Annotated in this window: 25 protein-coding genes; 12 read left to right on the top strand and 13 right to left on the bottom strand. The window is 65.1% G+C overall.

The window, feature by feature from the left end; all coding sequences use genetic code 11:
- The first annotated feature begins 1 nt into the window (after nucleotide 1).
- Nucleotides 2-325: a hypothetical protein gene (locus EN853_RS28150; RefSeq protein WP_127862333.1), complete on the top strand. Its 324-nt coding sequence runs from the start codon at nucleotides 2-4 to the stop codon at nucleotides 323-325.
- Between the two features lie 22 nt (nucleotides 326-347).
- On the opposite strand, the gene EN853_RS28145 is transcribed toward EN853_RS28150, so the two are convergent.
- The 4 genes from EN853_RS28145 to EN853_RS28130 form a co-directional block, all read right to left on the bottom strand.
- Entirely contained in the window at nucleotides 348-620 is a 273-nt protein-coding gene (locus EN853_RS28145) for a PilZ domain-containing protein (protein ID WP_127862334.1), read from the bottom strand.
- A gap of 268 nt (nucleotides 621-888) precedes the next feature.
- A complete protein-coding gene (locus EN853_RS28140; protein ID WP_127862335.1) occupies nucleotides 889-2,211 on the bottom strand; it encodes a cation diffusion facilitator family transporter in 1,323 nt (440 codons plus the stop codon).
- Nucleotides 2,212-2,218: 7 nt separating this feature from the next.
- The gene (locus EN853_RS28135) at nucleotides 2,219-2,476 is read right to left on the bottom strand and encodes a metal-sensing transcriptional repressor (protein WP_127862336.1); all 258 of its coding nucleotides are present in this window, start codon (nucleotides 2,474-2,476) and stop codon (nucleotides 2,219-2,221) included.
- A gap of 99 nt (nucleotides 2,477-2,575) precedes the next feature.
- Nucleotides 2,576-2,725 (bottom strand): hypothetical protein, encoded by a 150-nt coding sequence (locus EN853_RS28130; protein ID WP_112100506.1) that lies wholly within the window; start codon nucleotides 2,723-2,725, stop codon nucleotides 2,576-2,578.
- Nucleotides 2,726-2,932: 207 nt separating this feature from the next.
- Here EN853_RS28130 and EN853_RS28125 point away from each other — a divergent pair, with 207 nt between their 5' ends.
- A complete protein-coding gene (locus EN853_RS28125; protein WP_127862337.1) occupies nucleotides 2,933-3,115 on the top strand; it encodes a hypothetical protein in 183 nt (60 codons plus the stop codon).
- Here the strand turns inward: EN853_RS28125 and EN853_RS28120 are convergent, their stop codons facing one another.
- Genes EN853_RS28120 through EN853_RS28105 form a run of 4 tightly spaced genes read right to left on the bottom strand, consistent with a single transcriptional unit; the run spans nucleotide 3,116 to nucleotide 5,777 of the window.
- Entirely contained in the window at nucleotides 3,116-4,309 is a 1,194-nt protein-coding gene (locus tag EN853_RS28120) for an MFS transporter (RefSeq protein WP_127862338.1), read from the bottom strand. It abuts the gene before it with no gap.
- The gene (gene arsC / locus EN853_RS28115) at nucleotides 4,310-4,723 is read right to left on the bottom strand and encodes an arsenate reductase (glutaredoxin) (RefSeq protein WP_127862339.1); all 414 of its coding nucleotides are present in this window, start codon (nucleotides 4,721-4,723) and stop codon (nucleotides 4,310-4,312) included.
- 23 nt (nucleotides 4,724-4,746) lie between these two features.
- Nucleotides 4,747-5,430: an MIP/aquaporin family protein gene (locus EN853_RS28110; RefSeq protein ID WP_127862340.1), complete on the bottom strand. Its 684-nt coding sequence runs from the start codon at nucleotides 5,428-5,430 to the stop codon at nucleotides 4,747-4,749.
- Nucleotides 5,427-5,777, bottom strand: coding sequence for a metalloregulator ArsR/SmtB family transcription factor (locus EN853_RS28105; protein WP_127862341.1), 351 nt, complete (start codon nucleotides 5,775-5,777; stop codon nucleotides 5,427-5,429). Before EN853_RS28105 ends, EN853_RS28110 begins: the two co-directional genes overlap by 4 nt.
- Nucleotides 5,778-5,819: 42 nt before the next feature.
- Between EN853_RS28105 and EN853_RS28100 the strand changes: the two genes are divergently transcribed.
- The 3 genes from EN853_RS28100 (at nucleotide 5,820) to EN853_RS34195 (ending at nucleotide 7,309) form a co-directional block, all read left to right on the top strand.
- Nucleotides 5,820-6,359 carry a DUF6428 family protein gene (locus EN853_RS28100; protein ID WP_127862342.1) on the top strand — a complete coding sequence of 180 codons (540 nt, stop codon included), beginning with the start codon at nucleotides 5,820-5,822 and terminating at the stop codon, nucleotides 6,357-6,359.
- 155 nt (nucleotides 6,360-6,514) lie between these two features.
- Nucleotides 6,515-7,033, top strand: a complete 519-nt coding sequence (locus EN853_RS28095) for a DUF2306 domain-containing protein (RefSeq protein ID WP_127862343.1) — start codon at nucleotides 6,515-6,517, stop codon at nucleotides 7,031-7,033.
- A 117-nt stretch (nucleotides 7,034-7,150) separates the two neighbouring features.
- A complete protein-coding gene (locus EN853_RS34195) occupies nucleotides 7,151-7,309 on the top strand; it encodes a hypothetical protein (protein ID WP_167524638.1) in 159 nt (52 codons plus the stop codon).
- Nucleotides 7,310-7,326: 17 nt separating this feature from the next.
- Here the strand turns inward: EN853_RS34195 and EN853_RS28090 are convergent, their stop codons facing one another.
- Entirely contained in the window at nucleotides 7,327-7,506 is a 180-nt protein-coding gene (locus EN853_RS28090) for a hypothetical protein (protein WP_167524637.1), read from the bottom strand.
- Nucleotides 7,507-7,721: 215 nt separating this feature from the next.
- On the opposite strand from EN853_RS28090, the gene EN853_RS28085 reads away from it, so the two are divergent.
- Both EN853_RS28085 and EN853_RS28080 read left to right on the top strand, forming a co-directional pair.
- Nucleotides 7,722-9,122 (top strand): sensor histidine kinase, encoded by a 1,401-nt coding sequence (locus EN853_RS28085; RefSeq protein WP_127862345.1) that lies wholly within the window; start codon nucleotides 7,722-7,724, stop codon nucleotides 9,120-9,122.
- A complete protein-coding gene (locus EN853_RS28080) occupies nucleotides 9,119-9,763 on the top strand; it encodes a response regulator transcription factor (protein WP_127862346.1) in 645 nt (214 codons plus the stop codon). Before EN853_RS28085 ends, EN853_RS28080 begins: the two co-directional genes overlap by 4 nt.
- Nucleotides 9,764-9,891: 128 nt before the next feature.
- Here the strand turns inward: EN853_RS28080 and EN853_RS34190 are convergent, their stop codons facing one another.
- Nucleotides 9,892-10,377, bottom strand: coding sequence for a hypothetical protein (locus EN853_RS34190; protein ID WP_167524636.1), 486 nt, complete (start codon nucleotides 10,375-10,377; stop codon nucleotides 9,892-9,894).
- A gap of 608 nt (nucleotides 10,378-10,985) precedes the next feature.
- Entirely contained in the window at nucleotides 10,986-11,615 is a 630-nt protein-coding gene (locus EN853_RS28070) for a hypothetical protein (RefSeq protein WP_127862348.1), read from the bottom strand.
- A 115-nt stretch (nucleotides 11,616-11,730) separates the two neighbouring features.
- Here EN853_RS28070 and EN853_RS34185 point away from each other — a divergent pair, with 115 nt between their 5' ends.
- Nucleotides 11,731-11,889, top strand: coding sequence for a hypothetical protein (locus EN853_RS34185; protein WP_167524635.1), 159 nt, complete (start codon nucleotides 11,731-11,733; stop codon nucleotides 11,887-11,889).
- Between the two features lie 51 nt (nucleotides 11,890-11,940).
- Here the strand turns inward: EN853_RS34185 and EN853_RS28065 are convergent, their stop codons facing one another.
- Both EN853_RS28065 and EN853_RS28060 read right to left on the bottom strand, forming a co-directional pair.
- A complete protein-coding gene (locus tag EN853_RS28065) occupies nucleotides 11,941-12,846 on the bottom strand; it encodes an EamA family transporter (RefSeq protein ID WP_127862349.1) in 906 nt (301 codons plus the stop codon).
- A 376-nt stretch (nucleotides 12,847-13,222) separates the two neighbouring features.
- The gene (locus tag EN853_RS28060; protein WP_127862350.1) at nucleotides 13,223-13,408 is read right to left on the bottom strand and encodes a hypothetical protein; all 186 of its coding nucleotides are present in this window, start codon (nucleotides 13,406-13,408) and stop codon (nucleotides 13,223-13,225) included.
- A 48-nt stretch (nucleotides 13,409-13,456) separates the two neighbouring features.
- Between EN853_RS28060 and EN853_RS28055 the strand changes: the two genes are divergently transcribed.
- The 4 genes from EN853_RS28055 to EN853_RS28040 are packed head-to-tail and all read left to right on the top strand — an operon-like array spanning nucleotide 13,457 to nucleotide 18,511.
- Nucleotides 13,457-14,596, top strand: a complete 1,140-nt coding sequence (locus EN853_RS28055) for an acyltransferase (protein WP_127862351.1) — start codon at nucleotides 13,457-13,459, stop codon at nucleotides 14,594-14,596.
- Nucleotides 14,596-15,705, top strand: coding sequence for a glycosyltransferase (locus EN853_RS28050; RefSeq protein WP_127862352.1), 1,110 nt, complete (start codon nucleotides 14,596-14,598; stop codon nucleotides 15,703-15,705). The genes EN853_RS28055 and EN853_RS28050 overlap by 1 nt, the downstream gene beginning before the upstream one ends.
- Entirely contained in the window at nucleotides 15,702-16,721 is a 1,020-nt protein-coding gene (locus tag EN853_RS28045; RefSeq protein ID WP_127862353.1) for a glycosyltransferase, read from the top strand. The genes EN853_RS28050 and EN853_RS28045 overlap by 4 nt, the downstream gene beginning before the upstream one ends.
- 11 nt (nucleotides 16,722-16,732) lie before the next feature.
- A complete protein-coding gene (locus EN853_RS28040; RefSeq protein ID WP_127862357.1) occupies nucleotides 16,733-18,511 on the top strand; it encodes an ABC transporter ATP-binding protein in 1,779 nt (592 codons plus the stop codon).
- Nucleotides 18,512-18,834 lie beyond the last annotated feature (323 nt).

Raw genomic sequence — 18,834 nt, 5'->3', positions numbered from 1 at the left:
GATGGTTTTTCTGATCTTCTCCTTTGTAGCAGTCGCCATCCCATACGGCCTTGAGCGATTCTATTTTGCGAGCCGATTTGGGTTCTTTGCCGCGATTCTCTGGTTGTTTGTGTTTCAAGCCAGCGTTTTATTCGGCGCAGAAATTATCCTGGAAGATCACCTGGGCCAATCGTTACCCGGCTGGATCAAATCCATCGGTTTTGCGGTTGAAGCAGTCGCATACCTGACGATTGGCTTGACGCCTTTCGCTGCCGTCGTAGCCGCATTGGGATTCGCGACAGTGATCGCAGCCAACCGGTTCTCGAGAAAGCCAGGGGAAAGCTGACCGACGGGCCGTGTCGAGGCCGTCAGCCCTTCATCGAATTGCTGAAGATCTGCACGCCGACGCGCTCGTTGCGCCGCCAACGCACCACGGCGCGATAGACGGCATCGTCGTCGGGAACGACGAGCGTGAAGCCGTCCGGTATCTGCACCTGCGCACCGATGCGCAGCTCGGCGCCATGCTCGTGCTGGTTACGGATGGAGCACCTGATGCGAGCGTCGGCGGTGACGATCGTGGCCTCCTTCAGCACGAATTCTCGTGAATGAAGACGGCGCTCAGTGTGGGGAAAGGTGGCCATTGTGCACTTGTCCCGGAACTTCCTCGGCGGGCTCAGCCTCCCTCACCCGAGGCCGCACCATAACAGCGAGGCGTTTCCTTTCCGTTAGCGATCCCTAATCGCCACAGGCTGGCCAGTCCCGTTTCCGCACCGGCGGCGTCTCTACCGGCACCTGCTTCGACGATCGGCCGGCGCCCGGGCGCCCGCAACCTGCAATAGGCTTCTAAAGCGCGTTGCGCTGAAACGGTTCCCAAAACCGCTGCACATTTTTCTGCGACTTGCGCCTGTATCATCCATGCGCGTGCTCGTGGTGATGCCCTTCCGGCTCGGCCATGGCGAAGGGCAGGTCCTCGCTGTCGGCGCCGGCGGCCAGTTGCAGCCTGGCCGAGAACTCGTGCGGCTCGGCCGGAGCGACGAGGCTCTGCAAGTGATGGTGATCGCCGCCGACCGGTGACAATGGGAGCTGCTCGACCATCCCTCCTGGCCGTTCGATGGCGACATTCGCCTTCAGGCCCTCGGCATGGCGCGACAGACGCAGGCGCATGCGCTCGCCCTGCGGCGTGTCGACGATCTCCAGCAGCCCGCTCGCAAGCTTGCCCGACACCAGGAACGGGTCCGGCGCATGATGATGGCTGCCTTCGGCCTGCGGGCCGGCGAAGCGGATCGTGGCGACATCGAGCGCCGGAATGTGGGCATGAAGCTCGGTTCTCAGCGATGCGGCGATGTTGTTCGCGGCAGCAAGCAGCAGCCCGTCATTGACAGCGATCGCCACGTCGACATGCAGCTTGTGGCCGAGCCAGCGGGCCTTCGCCTCGACCACCTTGTCGATGCCGGGAACATGTTCGGCGGCATGGCTGATCTCGCTCACGATGCCGGGCTCGACGCCGTCAAGCATCCGGGTCAGCACCGAGCGCGCCGACTGCCACACGATGCCGAGGATGGCGGCGGTGATGAGCAAGCCGATGACCGGATCGGCAAGGGGAAAGCCGAGCCAGACGCCGATCGCGCCGGCGACGACGGCGAGGCTGGTGAGCCCGTCTGTGCGGGCGTGATAGCCGTCGGCGATCAGCGCGGCGCTGTTGATCTGGCGGCCGACGCGGATGCGGAACACCGCTACCGCTTCGTTGCCGAGGAAGCCGATGACGCCGGCAGCCGCAAGCCAGCCGAGGAACCGCACCGGCTGAGGATCGAGCAGGCGGTCGATCGCCTCGTAGCCGGCCACCAAGGCGCTGGCCAGGATGATGAGCACGATGGCGATGCCGGCCAGGTCCTCGACCCGGCCGAGGCCGTAGTTGAAGGTACTTGTCGGCCGGCGGCGCGCCAGCGCGAAGGCGATCCAGAGCGGTATCGCTGTGGTCGCGTCGGCGATGTTGTGGATCGTGTCGGCGAGCAACGCCACGCTGCCGGAAAACGCCACGACGACGATCTGCAAAGCCGCGGTGATCGCGAGGATCACGAACGACCATTTGATCGCCCAGATGCCGCGATCGGTCGTCGCGATCGTGGCGTCGATCACCCCATGCGTATGACCATGCGGCCCGTGGTGATCATGGCCACCATGGTCATGGCCATGCGCCCCGAACCCGAACCAGTCCAGAATCCTTGCCCACATGGTGGCCTCACAGATATTTGGTGAGCTGTTTCAGCTCCTTGAGCGTGTCCCTGGTCGGCTCGCCGCCTTCGACAAGGCAATGTTCCATATGGTCGTGGATCAATTCGCGCTTGGCGTTGCCGATCGCGCTTTCGACGGCATGGAGCTGTTGCGCCAGGTCAAGGCAGGAGCGCCCCTGCTCGAACATGGCGAGCACGGCGGCGAGATGGCCGTGCGCGCGCTTGAGGCGGGCGATGATATCGGGATGGGAGCTGTGTATCGTCATGACCGGTATCCTATCCCCCAGGGTAGGATATTAATGAACGACAGGCGAACTGTTCTGGTGGGCCCGCGTGTCCATCCCGGTTAGAACTGTCTGAGGGAACTAATGCCGCTTGAAGTACTGGACCTCGCGCTCGTGCTTCTCGGCCGCCTCCCTCGACTTGAAGGTGCCGAGGTTGCGGCGCTTGCCGGTCCTCGGATCGATCTTGCGCGAATAGAGACGGTATTCGCCGGACTTCAGCTTGCGGATCATGGCGACCTCCTCGGCGTTCTCATAACTCTAACCAATTGGAGCTATCCGGGTTCCGGCCGGGCCGAACGTGATCCATTTCACGGAAGCGCCAGGCCGAATGTCGGAATCGGCGTGGCAGCGACACAATTCGGTCGGATTATTTGTACTCAAATGACTTCCGCGACGTTATCTGTGCGTCGCGAGCGTGCCGGACTGGAGGAGGATGAGATGGCGACGGCGAAGCTTCACGGTGTTGAACTCGTCAAGGGCCGGAAGTGGACGGTGCGCGTCACCGCCTACGGCACCACGCTGACCTTCCCCTTCGAAGCCGAGCAATATGCGCGCTCCTATGCCGATGGCCAGGCCTTCCGCCTCGGCGTCGAGGTGATCGAGCTGAAGGACTGCGCGTGACTATGTCCGGCGCACAGACACCACCAGGCAGACACAGAGCCCCACATTGAGCGTTGCGGCGACCGCTAGCGTCGTCAGGACGAGGTTGCCGCCGCCCGCGCCGAGAAGCAGCGCCCCAATCGAGGGAGCTGCCGCCTGGACGATCAGGCTCGGCGTCGCGAGCCTGCCCATGAGCGCGGCGTATCGTTGCGGATCGAACAGGACGAGCGGCAGGGCGCCGCGCGCGATCGTATGGATGCCGTTGCCGGCGCCATAGAGGATCAATGCCAGGGCGATGAGGGCCGGGCTGGTAAGCAGCAGCCAGACGCCGGCCGCAAGTAGCGATACGGATCTCAGCATCGTCCAGATCGGGTGATGCCGGTTGCGGCCGATCAGCATCTCGGCCACGCGCGCGCCGACTTGTGACGGACCGACCAAAGCTCCAAGGCCGACCGCGGCCGCCAGGCCCACCCCGCGAAGCTGCAGCAGGGCAAGGAGGTGGACTGAGAGCGTGGATGCTATCAGTGCCGCCACGGTCTGGATGGAGGCGAGCAGGATGAAACGTGTCCTCGTCCGGCCGGTGGTCGACGGCTGCTTCAGCCCGGCTGCAGCCGACGCCGGCGTCGGCAGCGGCGGAGGCGGCGGTATCGCCCAGAGGTGAAGCGGCAGGCAGAGCAGAAGGTGGATCGCGGCGTAGCAAAGGCACGCGATGCGCCATCCTTCATGCTCGACGAGGAAGGCGCTGAGCGGCCAGCAGACCGTGCTGGCGAAGCCGCCGAAAAGCGTCAGGTTGGTGATCGCGCCGCGCGCGCCCTGTCCATAGAGGCGCCCGAGCGTGGCGAAGCCGGCATCGTAAAGCCCGCTCGACATGCCAAGTCCCATGAACAGCCAGGCAGCCAGGTAAAGCGGATAGGCGGTGGCGGCCGCCATCAGCAAATGCGCGGCCGCCAAAAGCAGCGAACTCGCGGCAAGCACCGGCCGGCCGCCGTGACGCTGAATCAGCCGCCCGGTGATCGGCGAGACCAAGCCCGCAAGCAGAAGCCCGCAGGAGAGCCCGGCAATGACCGACGCCAGCGACCAGCCTGTGTCGGCGGCGATCGGCGCGGCGAGCACCGCAGGCAGATAGAAGGAAGATCCCCAGGCGAGGATCTGCGTGACGCCAAGCGCCGAGACGAGGACATGGCGATTGCGGGCGACAGGTGCCGCGGCTTCCAATCAGGCTTGCCCCGGCACGTAGCCGACCTTCTCGCCATCCTCCTTGACGAACTCGCGCACCGGATTGTCGAGCAGCGGCAGCACCGCCTCCGACGGCCGGCAGAGCCTTGCCCCCTTGGGCGTCTCGACGATCGGCCGGTTGATGAGGATGGGATGGGCGAGCATGAAATCGACCAGCTGGTCGTCGCTCCATTTCGGATCGCCAAGGCCAAGCTCGGCATATGGCGTCCCCTTTTCCCTGAGCAGCTCACGCGGGGTGATGCCCATCGCCGCGATCAGCTCGAGCAGCCGCTCGCGGGTGGGCGGGGTCTTCAGATATTCGATCACCACCGGGTCCTCGCCGCTGGCGCGGATCATGGCGAGCGTGTTGCGCGAGGTGCCGCAGGCGGGGTTGTGATAGATCGTGACGGTCATGGTTTGGCTCTCGGGCTCGGCTTTCAGGGGCTGGGATGCTCGATAGTTTCGGGCCGCAGCAGCCAGCCCATCAGCGCCAGCGCGATCAAGGCGCCGAGCAGCTCGGCGACGATGAAGCCCGGCAGGTCGGCCGGCCTAATGCCGGAAAACGTGTCGGTGAGCGAACGCGCCAGCGCGACGGCCGGATTGGCGAAGGAGGTGGAGGCGGTGAACCAGTAGGCGGCGGTGATGAAGAGGCCGACGAGCCAGGGCACGGCCCGCCGCTCGAAGCGAATGCCGGCGAGGATGACGGCGACCAACCCGAAGGTCGCGACAACTTCCGAGAACCATTGCGCCGGTCCGGCGCGCAGCTTCGTCGCGAACTCCAGCACCGGCAGCGCGAACATGAGATGCGCGGCAATCGTGCCGGCGATGCCGCCGGCGACCTGCGCGGCGAGATAGGCCGGCAGATCGCGGGCCGGCAGCGTCCGGTTCAAACAGAAGACAAGCGAGACGGCCGGATTGAAATGGGCGCCGGAGATCGGCCCGAGGATGGTGATCAGCACCACCAGCATGGCGCCGGTCGCGAGCGTGTTGCCGAGCAACGCCAGGGCCGTGTCGTGCGTCAGCGTCTCGGCCATGATGCCGGAGCCGACCACCGTCGCCACCAGGAGGCCGGTGCCCAGGACTTCGGCAACGGCGCGGCGCGCAAGATCGTAAGCGGTCACTGCCGGCTCCCCTCGCCCGGCCGGCAGCAAGGCGCGGCAAGCGCCGGCGCGCAGATTTCCGGGCGGCCCGAGCAGCAATCCTCCATCAGGAACCGAATCAGGCCGGACAGCGCGTCATATTCGGCGCTGTAGACGATCGAGCGCGCGTCGCGCCGCGCGCTGACCAGGCCGGCGCGCTCGAGTTCCTTGAGGTGGAAGCTGACATTGGAGGGCGAGACCTCGACCTGCTCGGCGAGCGAACCGGCGGCGATGCCGTCCGGCCCGGCGACAACCAGCAATCGAAGCAGCCTCAGCCGCGTGTCCTGCGAGAGCGCGCCAAAGGCGATCAGGGCTTGACGTTCATCCACGTTTCAATAATCCTTGAAATGTTGAAATGAGGAATAGCCGACATGCTCTCTCCTGGCAACCGTAAAATCGCCCCTGCCCCCGCCATCGACCCGTCGGATCTTACCATCGGCGACCTGCTCGACGCGCTGGCCGACCATAAGGACAAGCCGCTGGTGTTCCGCTATGACGGACGGCCGGTGAAGCCGGGCTACCATGTGACCGAGGTCAAGGCCGGGCAGTTCTCGGCGCTGGATTGCGGCGCCAACCCGGAATCCTGGTCGGAAATCTTCGTCCAGCTATGGGACGTCGACGAAGGCGGGCCGGTGCACATGCCGGCCGGCAAATTCGCCGCCATCATCCGCAAGGTCGCCGACCACGTGGCTCTCGATCAGGCCGCCAGGCTGACCTTCGAAGTCAGCGACGGCATCCGGCCGATGGAGCTTCACCGGGCAACGCAGCCGGCGCTGGTCGGCGGCACCGTCGAGGTCGAGCTGTCGCCGCGGCCGGCAAGCTGCAAGCCGCGCGACCGCTGGCTGGAGGAGCAGAAGGTGGCCAGCGCATCATGCTGTTCGCCCGCGAGCGGCAAGGCCCGCTGCGCCTGACCGGATTGCCGGCGCCGGTTTTCCGGAGCAGGAAAATTAGGGTCGTGTCTCAGTTTGAAATTTGACTGGCTTTCATCCGCCGGTCGCGCCAAGCGCCGGAAGACGGGTAAGCGCGGTCCCTACAAAAAGCGCAATCCTGACGCGTGATTGACGGCATGACCGTCATCCTAGGCATCCAGGTTCCCTCAACTGATCCGGTCTTTCTGTGGATCGTCGGCTTCCATATTCTGGTCGGAATCAGCACGGTGATCGTAGGTGCGTTTGCCATCCTCAGCCGCAAGGGTCGGGGCCGACATTCCAACTTCGGGACAACCTACTTTTGGCTACTAGCCGTCTTGGCTGGCAGTGCGGCTATCCTTTCTGCGATGCGCTGGGTGCACAATTATCACCTGTTCATTCTCGGGCTTCTGGCGTTTGTGGCGGCGTTCCTCGGTCGAAGCGCCGCGCAGCGCCGCTGGCGGCAATGGCCGCGCCTTCACCTATCCGGCATGGGCGCTTCCTATATTTTGATGCTGACGGCATTCCTCGTGGACAACGGACAATTTCTACCGGGCTGGCGCGAGCTTCCCCATCTTGCACTGTGGTTTGTACCAAGCGTGCTAGGGCTACCATTTTTGATGAATGCGCTGATCCGGCACCCGCTGGTCGTTGGCTACGATCAAATTTCGAACTGAGACACTGCAAAAATTAGCGATCCCTTGTATTTCCCGCAAATCAGGATCATGCTTGGTTTAGCGCGTGGCAACCTGATGCGCAGCGGGTGGGGGTATAGATAAAAAGGGTAAGGCGTCATGGAATTTGCAGTCTGCTATGACCATAGCGGGATCGATCTGGCATGGTCGATCTTCCTCGGCATCACGGCGGTTTTCATGATCCTGGCGCCATTGGCCGCCGCGCGGCTGGTCGCGATATCGCGCGCGGATTCGGTCGGGCGGCTGCAGTTGGCGTAACGGCCAAGCGCTCGCTCCTACCCCGGGCGGGGGACCTTTGGCATCGGCATTTCACCAAACAGCGCCGAGCAGTCGATCTCGTCGCGGAAAAGCGCATCGGGATCCAGCACCAGCCACGACGTATGCGTACGAAGGCTCCTTAGCCTGGCGTTCTTTTCCGCGCGCGCCCGGCGCTCCGCCTCGGCAAGCGAGGCCAAGGATGCCCTTTCGGCCTTGTCAGACCCCTTCGACATAGCGACATAGAACGCGGCCGCACACTCTTGCGTTCCGTCGAAAGCGACGCATTTCCTCGATGAGCGGGCCAGCCGATCTGGACCGGCGTTAACCGTCCACCGGGCGCCGGACCAAGGTCGGTGTCGCAATCGCCGCGGCTGGCCTATAATCTTGGCCAATGGTGGGGTGAATCGCGCATATGCTCAGGGAGACTTTGAGACGACTTGTGCAAAACTGGAGCGGGCTATCGCTTGCCTGGCAGTTTGTGATTGCCGGGGGCATCGGACTTTTGGCCGTGATGCTCGTGGTCGGCCTCTGGGTGACGTCGCAGATCCGCGAGGGGGTGATGCACAACTCCGCCGCCACCACAGCGCTCTATGTCGACAGCGTGATCGCACCGCTCTTGCCTGACCTGCGCAAGAGCCGCGAGCTCGACGACACGGTCAAGCGGGCGCTTGACGAGACGCTCGGCCAGGGCGCGCTCGGCAAGAGGCTGGTGTCGTTCAAGCTGTGGCGGCGCGACGGCACGGTGCTTTATGCCGACGACTCGTCGCTGATCGGCAAGAGCTTTCCTCCCAACCCCAATCTCGTCTCGGCCTTCGCCGGCAATGTCGTGGCCGAATACAACAACCTCGACGACGATCCCGAAGCGGGCGACGAGAAAACGGTGAACGCGTCGCTGTTCGAGATCTACAATCCCGTGCGCGAGCCATGGTCGGGCGAAGTGGTGGCGGTGTCGGAATTCTACGAGATCGCCGACGATTTCCAGGAGACGCTGAATTCGGCGCTGAGATGGACCTGGCTGGTGGTTGCCGCCGCCACGGCGACCTCGCTGGCGCTTTTGTCGGGTATCGTGTTTCGCGGCAGCCGCACCATCCAGACACAGCGCGCCGCGCTTGAAGCCAAGGTCACCGAGCTGCAGTCGGCACTGGCGCAGAATTCGTCGCTGCGCCAGCGCGTGCAGCGCGCCTCGCGCCGCGCCACCGCGATCAACGAGCGCTATCTGAGGCGCATCGGCGCCGACCTGCATGACGGCCCGGCACAGTTGGTGGCGCTCGCCGCGCTCAGGATGGACAGTCCGGTGCTCGTCGACCCCGCCACGCCGAAACCGCAGCGCGAGGCCGAGATCGCCGGCATCCACAAGACGCTCGGCGAAGCGATGCGCGAGATACGCGGCATCTGCAACGGCCTGGTGCTGCCGCAGATCGAGACGCAGGCGGTGGCCGACATATTGCGGCTGGCGGTGGCCGAGCATGAGCGCCGCACCGACACCAAAGTGTTGCTGACGCTGCCCGAGCGCTTGCCGGAACTCGGCACCTCGGAGAAGATCAGCATCTATCGTTTCGTGCAGGAGGGGCTGAACAACGCCTACCGGCACGGCAAGGGCAAAGGCCAGCAGGTGAGAGCGACGATGAAAGGCGGCAAGCTCCTCGTCGAGGTGCAGGATGCCGGTCCGGGCTTCAATCCCGCACGGAGCGAAGGCCTCGGACTCGCCGGCCTCAGGGAGCGTATCGAAAGCATTGGCGGGCAATTCGAGACGCTTTCGGGCCCTGGAGGAACGAGACTTGTAATCACATTGTCTGTCGAGGAGCAGCCGTGACCACACCCATCCGTATCGCCATTGTCGATGACCATCCGCTGTTTCGCGAGGGCGTCGCGCGCAGCCTCAGCGAGATCGGCGGCTTCGAGCTTGTGGGCGAAGGGGCCAGCGCCGAAGACGCCGAAAGGCTGGTCCGCGCCAGTACGCCCGACGTGCTGCTGCTCGACATCAGCATGCCCGGCGGCGGCCTCAATGCGCTGGCCGCCATCCTTGCGGCGGCGCCCGAGCAGAAGATCGTCATGCTCACCGTGTCCGAGACCAATGCCGACGTCGCCCAGGCGCTGAAGACGGGCGCGCGCGGCTATGTGCTGAAAGGCGTCGGCTCCAAGTCGCTGGCCGAGATCCTGCGCGACGTCGCCAACGGCCAGAGCTATGTCTCGCCGACACTCTCGGCCCGACTGCTGTCAGACCTCTTGCAGCCGACCAGCCGCAAGCCGGACCCGCTCAGCCAGCTCACCGGTCGCGAGGCCGAGATCCTGAGGCTGGTGGCCGAGGGCCTGAGCAACAAGGAAGTCGCCGCCCGGCTGTCGCTGCAGGAAAAGACGGTAAAGCACCACATGACCCGGGTGCTGGCCAAGCTCAACGTGCGCAACCGGACGGAAGCGGCGCTGCTGATGCATGAGGCGAGGGAGAGGGAGTAAGGGAATAGGCAGCAGGGATTGGGCAGTAGGGAAAAGAACCCCCTACTCCCAAATCGCAATCACCCCCGCCTCCGGAAGGCGGGGGTGACATGCGAGGGCACGGAAAAGGGGGTAGCTTCTCTCAACCCTCACAAGCTTAGCAGGCGGGTCAGGTCGTCCTGTGTAGCCCAGCGCTCGACGATGGTGCGGCCTTGCGCATCGGTCATCTCGAAGCGGCCGTTCTCGATCTCCTCCTTCATGCCGTTGCGGTGGATCACGGTGATCTTGTTGCCGTCGACCTCGACGGTATCGCCTGTCGCCGCATTGACATGGCTGGAGGACTTGCCCGGGTTGGTGTTGCCTTTGCCGCTGTTGTTGCCAGGCCCGGCATTGGCATTGCCGCCGCCGGCATTGCTGTTGCCTGAATTGCCGCCGCTATTGCCGCCGCCGCCATTGCCGCCGCCGCCATTGCCACCGCCGTGGCCGCCGCCATTGCCGCCGCCGGCATAGGCGGCGGGCACCAGGAGCCTGGCAGCGCTATCGGGCGTGAAGTGACCAGTCGCGACAACGAGCGCCAGCGCGGCCGTGACGCGCAGCGTAAGGCGGACAAACCTATTGGAGGTGGGTTCGTGCATGCTGTCCCTGGTTGATGCCGGTTCCGCCTCGGCCCTGCCGAAGTTCCGCTCTCAGCCTGGCCAAGGCGGAACCGGTGTCTTGACCAGGAAAAGATTCACGGTTTGGTAAGGCTACGGAAGCGGCCCACGACCCTTGCCATGTGCGGTCGGACCTTTTTGCGGCCGCTGGGGGACCATCGTCGCAACCAGTGGGCGAAAATTTCGAAGGTGCCGCTGCCGCTGCGTTAACCAAATCACTTGGAAATTGCCCGGCAATTCATTATGACTGTGGCCTGCGAGAACCGCGCGGACGCCCAACGAGCCGCGGCATGCTACGGCGCAGGCGTCTCTACCTGGACGCGAAAAGCACCGTAACACTTTGATTTGCGTATGGATTGTTTCCCCGGCCTGCGGGGTCGTGCGCCAAGAGCCCGCCTTACCCGGCAGCCTAGGGCCCAAAAAAGTACCCCCGCCAAAAGGCGGGGGCAAGGTGAGTAGCGGGAGTTCTGTCATAAGATGATCAGGACCGAAGAGACGAAGCAAAAGGTGGCAACCTGATTTTGCAGCGCTGGCCTTTGGTCCCTTAAAGATCTAATCCAGATAGAACCTCGCTCTCACAAACTTTGCTTTCACAAACTTCTCAGGCGATTGAGATCGGCCATTGTGGCCCTGCGCTCGACGATGGTGCGACCAAACTTGTCCTCCATCCTGAACCTGCCGTTCTCAACCGTCTCCTTCATTCCGTTCCGGTGCGTGACCTGGATGCTGTTGGCACTGACCTCGACCTTGTCGCCGGTCGCGGCGTTTACATGATCCTCGACATCGGCGGTGCTGCTTGCGGCGCTGTTGGAGGCGCTGTTCGTCGCGCCCTTGCTGTTGCCGCGGTTTCCGCCACTGTTGCTGTTGCCCCCAGAATTGCTGTTACCGTTGTTTCCGCCGCTGTTGCCGCTATTGCCGCCCGAGTTGCCGTTTCCGCTATTTCCGCCGCTACTACCGTTTCCGCCGCTGTTGCCGTTATTGCCGCCCGAGTTGCCGTTATTGCCGCCCGAGTTGCCGTTTCCGCTGTTTCCGCCGCTGTTTCCGCCCGAGTTGCCGTTCCCGTTCCCGCTGTTTCCGCCGCCATTGCCGTTGCCGCCTTTACCGGCATAGGCCTTGGTCACGACAGGACCGTCGATGGAGAGATGAAAGGGCGCGACAACAAGCGCCAGCGCAATGAGCGCTCGCAAGACAAGCCTGCAGCCCATGCGCGACACGCGCATCCCATTCTCCCCATGCCAGCCATCCGACCCTTCGGCCAAACTACCCCACTGGCAATGTCGCAGCATTAGCATCCCCAATCAGCGCCTCGCGGGGAAGTGGCCCACGACCCTTGTCTTGTTTGATCAGACCTTTTTGGTGGCGATATCAGACCTAAGTCTTATCTCAACCACCAGATGTGGTCTGGCACGGCTGCGCGTACAGCTTTTTTTCCAGCGCGGCCAGCAGTTTAAAGCAGGTCGCGCCGAAAAGGATCCAGGCGGCACGGCGCTTTGAGTCCCTTGTTCTGATGCATGTCGTCCCCCCAAGCCGCTGCACGCTTCTGTGTCAGCCTGGCGACGGAACCGGCGCTCTCGCCGTCACGGCCGCGCCGAAGGCAGCGGCGATCACAGCGGCGATGCCGGCGCATTGCAGGGCGCTCAGGCTCTCATGCAGGAAGAGGAAGCCTGTGACGGCGGCGCCCGCCGGTTCCAGACAGACGATCATGCCATAGACTTTCGCCGGCATCCTGGCGAGCACCATCATCTCCAGCCAGAAGGGCAGCGCGCTGGAGAACAGCCCGACGACGACCGCGCCAGCCATGACATGCGGATCGGTGAGATAAGGGGCGGCGGCGGTGAAGCCGAAAGGCAGCGCAACGAGCGCCGCGATAGCCATGCCATAGGCCGAGGTGCGGGCGCCAAGCTCGGCGCCGGCCTTCGGCGCGAAGATGATGTAGAGCCCCCAGCAGGCGCCCGCGGCAAGCGCAAGCAGCACGCCCGCCGGATCGAGTCCCCGGCCGATATCGGCCCCATAGTTGACATCGGCAAACGGCGAGAGCAGCACGATGCCGGCGATCGCCAGCCCCACCCAGACGAGGTCGAGGAAGCGCCTGGAGCCAAGTGTGGCGACGAAAAGCGGGCCGGTGAATTCGAGCGCCACGCAGATGCCCAGCGGAATGCGCTCGAGCGCGGCATAAAAGAGCAGGTTCATGACCGAAACGGTGACGCCATAGGCGGCGAGCCAGGGCAGTCCCCTTCGCGTCGGCAGCACTCTCCACGGCCTGAGCACCGCCGCCAGCAGGAGCGCGCCGATGGCGAGCCTGAGCATGGTCGTGCCCTGCGCGCCAAGCACAGGAAACAGACCCTTGGCGAAGGCGGCGCCCACCTGCACCGAAAGAATGGCGCCGAGCAGGCCGAGGACGGGCAAAGCGCCCACCCGCGCCTGCGGCTTTGCGATCGGCGTCGACGTCACTTCCTCTCGATCCTCCCTGGCCGCATGCATGGATGCTGGGATAGTGCCCGACGGTCGCGCTGTCGTGAGGCAGCGAACGGGGGATGGTGGGACAAGGCGCCCGGCGCCTAGCCGGCGGGCCCTGCTGCACTGCACAAGAGTTTGAAATCGAAGCCCTTTTCTCTCGTCGGCTCAAGGCTCAAAAACCGCTCCGAGTTCATTCCATTCAATATTCCTAACGTTCTCGCAATGGTTGTCTATATTATTTTTCGGCATCCTTGACGATAGTTACTTCGTGAAAATCAGACCAACTGCCTATGAATATGGGGGACCATTGGACAGCTATGGGAATAGCCTGGCAATACAACTATTCCTCCTGGTTGTCGGTATCACGGCTTTATTTCAGAGTCGTAAGGATTTTGTGTTGCGCTGCAACATCGAGCCGAGACAAATCCGTCGCGGGGACGTGCACAGTGGAGGATGCCGCGACATTGGCTCTGATGGGCATTCCGCTGACCGGTGACGACAGCGCTTCGGAAAAAGATTCGCCGACGGGCGCAGCCTGCGGGCTTTGCGCGTCCATGGTCGGTTCCTGGCCCGGCTCTTGCGTCAGACTTCGCGTGAGCCGCTGATGGCTAACGCGCGCGATATCCAGTTGGACACGCTGCGGGCGGTTGCCGTGACGCTGGTGCTCTATGCGCATTTCCTCGCGCCAAACGGCACCTCCTTCCTGGGCCATCTTGGCGTCAGGCTGTTCTTCGTGCTCTCCGGCTTCCTGATCACGCGGCTTTTGCTGGAGGCACGGGACGCGGCGGCATTCGAGGCCGGGCCGGCGCTGCGCTCCTTCTATGCCAGGCGCGTGATCCGCATCTTCCCGCCCTATTTCGCGGTGCTGGCGCTGGTCTGGTTCACTGACCTGGAGCAGTCCAGGGCCTCGCTCGCCTGGCACGCGCTCTACCTGTCGAACTTCTGGTACGCGCTGCGCAATGACTGGAACCCCTGGCTGCTCTGCCATTTCTGGAGCCTCAGCATCGAAGAGCAGTTCTATCTCGCCTGGCCGCTGATCGTGCTTCTGGCGCCGCGCAAACGAATCGAAGCGATTACCATCGGCGTCATCGGCTTCTCGCTCGCCTACCGCTTCTATTGGCCCATTGCCGCCGACCCGGCGCTGGCGCGGGACCTGTTGCCACCGGCCTCGATGGATGCGCTTGCCGGCGGAGCGTTGCTTGCCGTCCGCCGCGCCAGGGGCGCCGACCTGCCGCGATGGATGCGGCTCGGCTGGCCGGCCTTGGCGGCGCTCTTCCTGCTCGTCGTCTGGTCCGATCCGGGGCCGGCCGATTCGACTTGGGAGTGGCCGCGCTGGATGCTGGTGCAGGTGCTGCCGCTGGTGCCGCTGATGGCGATCGTCTCCGCCTGCTCGAGCGGCCTTGGCGGCGTGCTCGGCCGGCTCGCCGAACTGCCACCGCTGCTTTTTCTCGGCCGCATCAGCTACGGCGTCTACCTCTATCACCCGATCCTGCTCGCCTATGCCGTCAAGGCGCAGCCATGGATCCCGCTCAACGTCTCGGAACAGGGGCCTGGCCGGTTCCTGGTCGCCGGCGCCGCGACGCTCGTGGTCGCCTCGCTCTCCTGGACCTTCTTCGAGAAGCCGCTCAACGGCCTGAAGCGCTATTTCCCCTACGTGGCGCGGTCAGGCGCGTCGGGCGACGTCAAATGGACCAGCCACACGGCCGGCGCGCTCGACCTTCAGCGGACGGAGGCAAGGCGATAATGGCAAGCGCGCCCCTCATCTCCGTGCTTTTGCCGGTCTACAATGCCGAGCCCTATGTCGCGGCCGCGATCCAATCGATCCTGCGGCAGGACCACGGCCGGCTCGAGGTCATCGCCATCGACGACGGCTCGACCGACCGGTCGCTGGAGATCCTCGAACGCCACCGCCGCGACGACAGCCGCGTATCCATCATCTCGCGCGAGAACCGCGGCCTCGTCGCCAGCCTCAACGAAGGGCTGCGGATGGCACAAGGCGAGCTCGTCGCGCGCATGGACGCCGACGACTTCGCCTATCCGTGGCGGCTGTCGCGCCAGGCGGCGCTGTTTGCAGCACAGCCCGAGCTCGGCTTCTGCGGCTCGCTCGTCGACGTGCTGGTGCATGGCCGCATCGCCCGGGGCCGGCTGGATCCGGTGTTCCGTCTCAGCCTCCCCGTGCTTGCAAAGTTCTTCACCATCTTCATGCACCCGACGGTGGTCTACAACCGCCGCGTCATCGGCGAGGCCGACCTCTATTACGACGCCGCGTACCGGCATGCCGAGGATTTCGACCTCTTCCGGCGGCTCGCCGACCGCTATCCGGCGGCCTTGGTTGAGGAAAGCCTGCTGGTCTACCGCGTCCACCCCGGCAGCGTGACCAGCCGGCACGTCGGCGAGATGCGGCGCACGCATCTCAGGATCGTCGGCGAGAATCTCGAGCGCGAAGGCTTGGCGGAGGACACAAGCGACCTGCGCGCCATTGGCGATGCGGTTTCACTCGAGACTGTGCGCCGGGTGGCCGGCTTCATCCGCGCGCTGGAGGAGAGGATCGCCGCCCTGCCCGCGGACATGCGGCCGAGCTTCGCGGCCGGCGCGCTCAACCTGTTCTATTTCCTCTACCAGCTCGTCAATGACGAGGAGCGGCCGGCGCTGACGCATGAGCTGTTGACGGCGACGGCGAAATGGAACGCGATCCGCCGCCGCGAGAAATACGCGCTCAGCCCCGGCGCCTGGGCGCCCTGGCTGAGCCAGGCCTCGATGTGGGCGGGCAAACGCGCCGACCGGATGGCTTACCGTTTCAAATCCGCGCCGGCGGCGTCGGTGCTTGCGCCTTATCGGGTGGGGGCGGCATGAGCGACCAGCGCCACCCTGTCCGCCCGACCCTGCCGGCCCCGCCCTGGCCCAGGCAGCGGCCGGAGGTTTCCTTCATCGTCTGCACCCGCGACCGCCTCAGGGTGCTCGCAGCCTGCATCGCCTCGATCCGCGCCGCCTGCCGCGCGCATCCGGCCTTCGCGGCCGAGCTGGTGGTGGTCGACAACGGCTCGCGCGACGGCACGGCCGAATATCTTTCGCGGATCGCCAAGACGTCCGGCATCGCGCTGACGGCGCTCCGCGAGCCGCAGCCGGGACTGGCGGCGGCGCGCAATGCGGCGCTGGCGCGGGCGCGCGGACGGGTGCTGGTCTTCGTCGACGACGATTGCCGGCTCGACCGCAACTACCTCGCCGACCTCGAACGGCATTATGCGAGCGGCGAGAAATGGGTGATCCGCGGCGGCCGCGTCGAGATCGGCGACGCGCGCGACCTGCCCTTCACCATAAAACGCTGCGAGAAGCGCGAGCGGCTGACGCCGGCCGTCCATCCGGGCGGCTTCGTGCTAGGCTGCAACATGAGCATGCACCGCGACGTTGCCGCCCGCATCGGCCGCTTCGACGAACGCTTCGGCGCCGGCGGCGCGCTGCGCTCGGCCGAGGACACCGACTATCTGGTGCGCGCCATGCTCGCCGGCATCGCGGTGGAATATGTGCCCGACATGACGATCTTCCACCACCATGGACGGCGCGACCGCAAGGCGATCGGCCGGCTGCACCGCGACTATCATTTCGGCAATGGCGCGCTCTGCCTGAAACACATCCGCCGCGCACCCTGGCTGCTGCGCCATTTCTACTGGGCGGCCCGGGCCGCCATGCGCGAGCTCGCCGGCGGCCCGCGTTTCGACCGGGAGCTCAGGCTGTCGCACTGGCCGATCGTGCTGATGAACCTGGCGGGCGCGGCGAAGTTCGCGCTGCTGGCGATCACCCGACGGCCGGACCGGCAGCCACGGCCTGCCCCGGAGACCAGCGAGGCCGGTGCCGAGGCCGGCGCGCGATGAGCGGGCGCCAGATGAGTGGGCGCAAGATGCTGGGGTTGTCGGTGCTGCGCCAGGCGCTTGGCCGCAGGCAACTTGGCCTGCTGCCCGCGGTGGTCCTGCTCGGCCTTGCAAGCGCTGCGCTCGAAGGCTTTGGCATCGGGCTGATCATTCCGCTGCTCGGCATCATCATGGGGCATGGCGATGCGACCGGCATGGCCGGCTTCTCGGCGCTGCTGCAGAAGGTCGGTGCCGGACTCGGCGAGCGCGAGCGGCTGATCGCGATCGCGGCCGCGATCCTGGCGTCGATCCTGCTCAAGAACCTGCTGGCCTTCGCCAATTCGGTGCTCACCGCCCATATCTACGGCAAGGCCGGCCAGGCGATCCGCGGCGCGCTCGCCGGGCGCCTGCTCAGCATCGGCTATCCGTTCTTCCTGAAGGAGAGCCCGGGACGCCTGCTCAACATCATCTCCAACGAGTCCTGGCGGGCGTCGGACGCCATCCAGGGGATGCTCGCCGCCATCGTCAGCGCCTCGGCGGCTTTCATCCTGCTTGCGTTCCTTTTGCTGCTCTCCTGGCAGATGACGCTTTTGGTGATGCTCGGCCTGGCGCTGGTGCAAGTGGCGCATATGGCGCTGTCGGCGCATCTGAGAGCCCCCAGCCGCAGCGTTTCGGCGCGCAACAGCGCTTTGGCCTCGCGGATGCTGCATCTGGTGCATGCCGGCCGGCTGATCCGCATCTTCGGGCAGGAAGCGCGCGAGAAGGCGACGTTCGACAAGGCTTCCGACGGCGTGCGCCGGGCGGCCTTCCTGCTTGCCAGCCGCCAGGGCGCGCTGGCGCCGCTGACGGAGGTGCTGCACGCCGTGCTGTTCCTGGCGGTGGTGATCGGCGCCTGGCTGGCGGGCCTGAGCTTCCCGCTGGTCGCCGCCTTCCTCATCCTGCTCTATCGCCTGCAGCCGCATGTGCGGGCCCTGCAGATGACCTGGAGCCAGCTGCAGGGGCTTTCCGGGTCGCTGGAAGAGGTGACCTGGCTGCTCGACCCGACGGACAAGCCGGCGCCGCCCGAGGGCAGCCGGCCGTTCGCCGCCTTAAGCGAAAAAATCGCCTTCGAGGGCGTGAGCTTCAGCTATGCCAATGAGGAGCAGCGCGCGGCGGTGCTGCATGCCGCGAGCTTCGACATAAGAAGCGGCCGCTCGACAGCGCTGATCGGCCGCTCCGGCGCCGGCAAGACGACCATCGTCAACCTGCTCTGCCGCTTCGTCGAGCCGGACGGCGGCAATATCCTCGTCGACGGCGCGCCGCTCGGCGAGATCGACCCGGTCGCATGGCGGGCGCACATCGCGCTGGCCAGCCAGGAGCTGGAGCTGGTGGATGGCACCATCCTCGACAACATCACCTACGGCAAGGACACGGCGAGCGCCGAGGAGGCGCGCCGCGCGGCCGCGCTGGCCGAGGCACATGAGTTCATCGAACGCCTGCCGCAGGCTTACGAAACCGTCGTCGGCTATCGCGGCGTCAACCTGTCGGCCGGGCAAAGGCAGCGCATCGCGCTCGCCCGCGCGCTTGTGCGCGACCCGGATATCCTGATCCTCGACGAGGCCACCAACGCGGTCGACGGGCTTTCCGAAGCGGCGATCGTGGAAACGCTGAAGTCGCGCGCCGGCCGCCGCACCACCATCGTCATCAGCCACCACCACTCGACGATCTCGTTCTGCGACGACCTGGTGATCCTGGAGCATGGCCGGGTGAAGAAGCAGGCGCCGTTCGCGGAGCTGGCGGCGCGCAGCATGGATGAGCTGTACCAGCCGGAGTGAGGGGGAAGGACGGCGGCCTGGTGCCTTCGTCATCCTAGGGCGGAGCAAGGAGCGAAGCGACGCGCGCAGGCCCTAGGATCCATGCCGTTACTTGCGAGCGTTGCAGCAGTGCAGAGGTCTGAGCCGCCGCGTGCTTCGGCGCGCGTCACGGCATGGCAACTGTGTTCATGCGAAGGCGGTTTTGTCGCGGATGATTGCATTGAGTGTGACGAGAAGCTTTCTGGCGACGGCCACGATTGCGAGTTTCTTCGAACCGGATCGAGCCGCGAGCGCGGTGTAGAAGGCTTTGAAGCGATCGTTGGCGCGAATGGCGCCCAGAGCAG

It is taken from the genome of Mesorhizobium sp. M1C.F.Ca.ET.210.01.1.1 (genome assembly GCF_004791585.1).
GTDB lineage: Bacteria > Pseudomonadota > Alphaproteobacteria > Rhizobiales > Rhizobiaceae > Mesorhizobium.
This window is presented reverse-complemented; position numbering and strand designations above follow the sequence as displayed.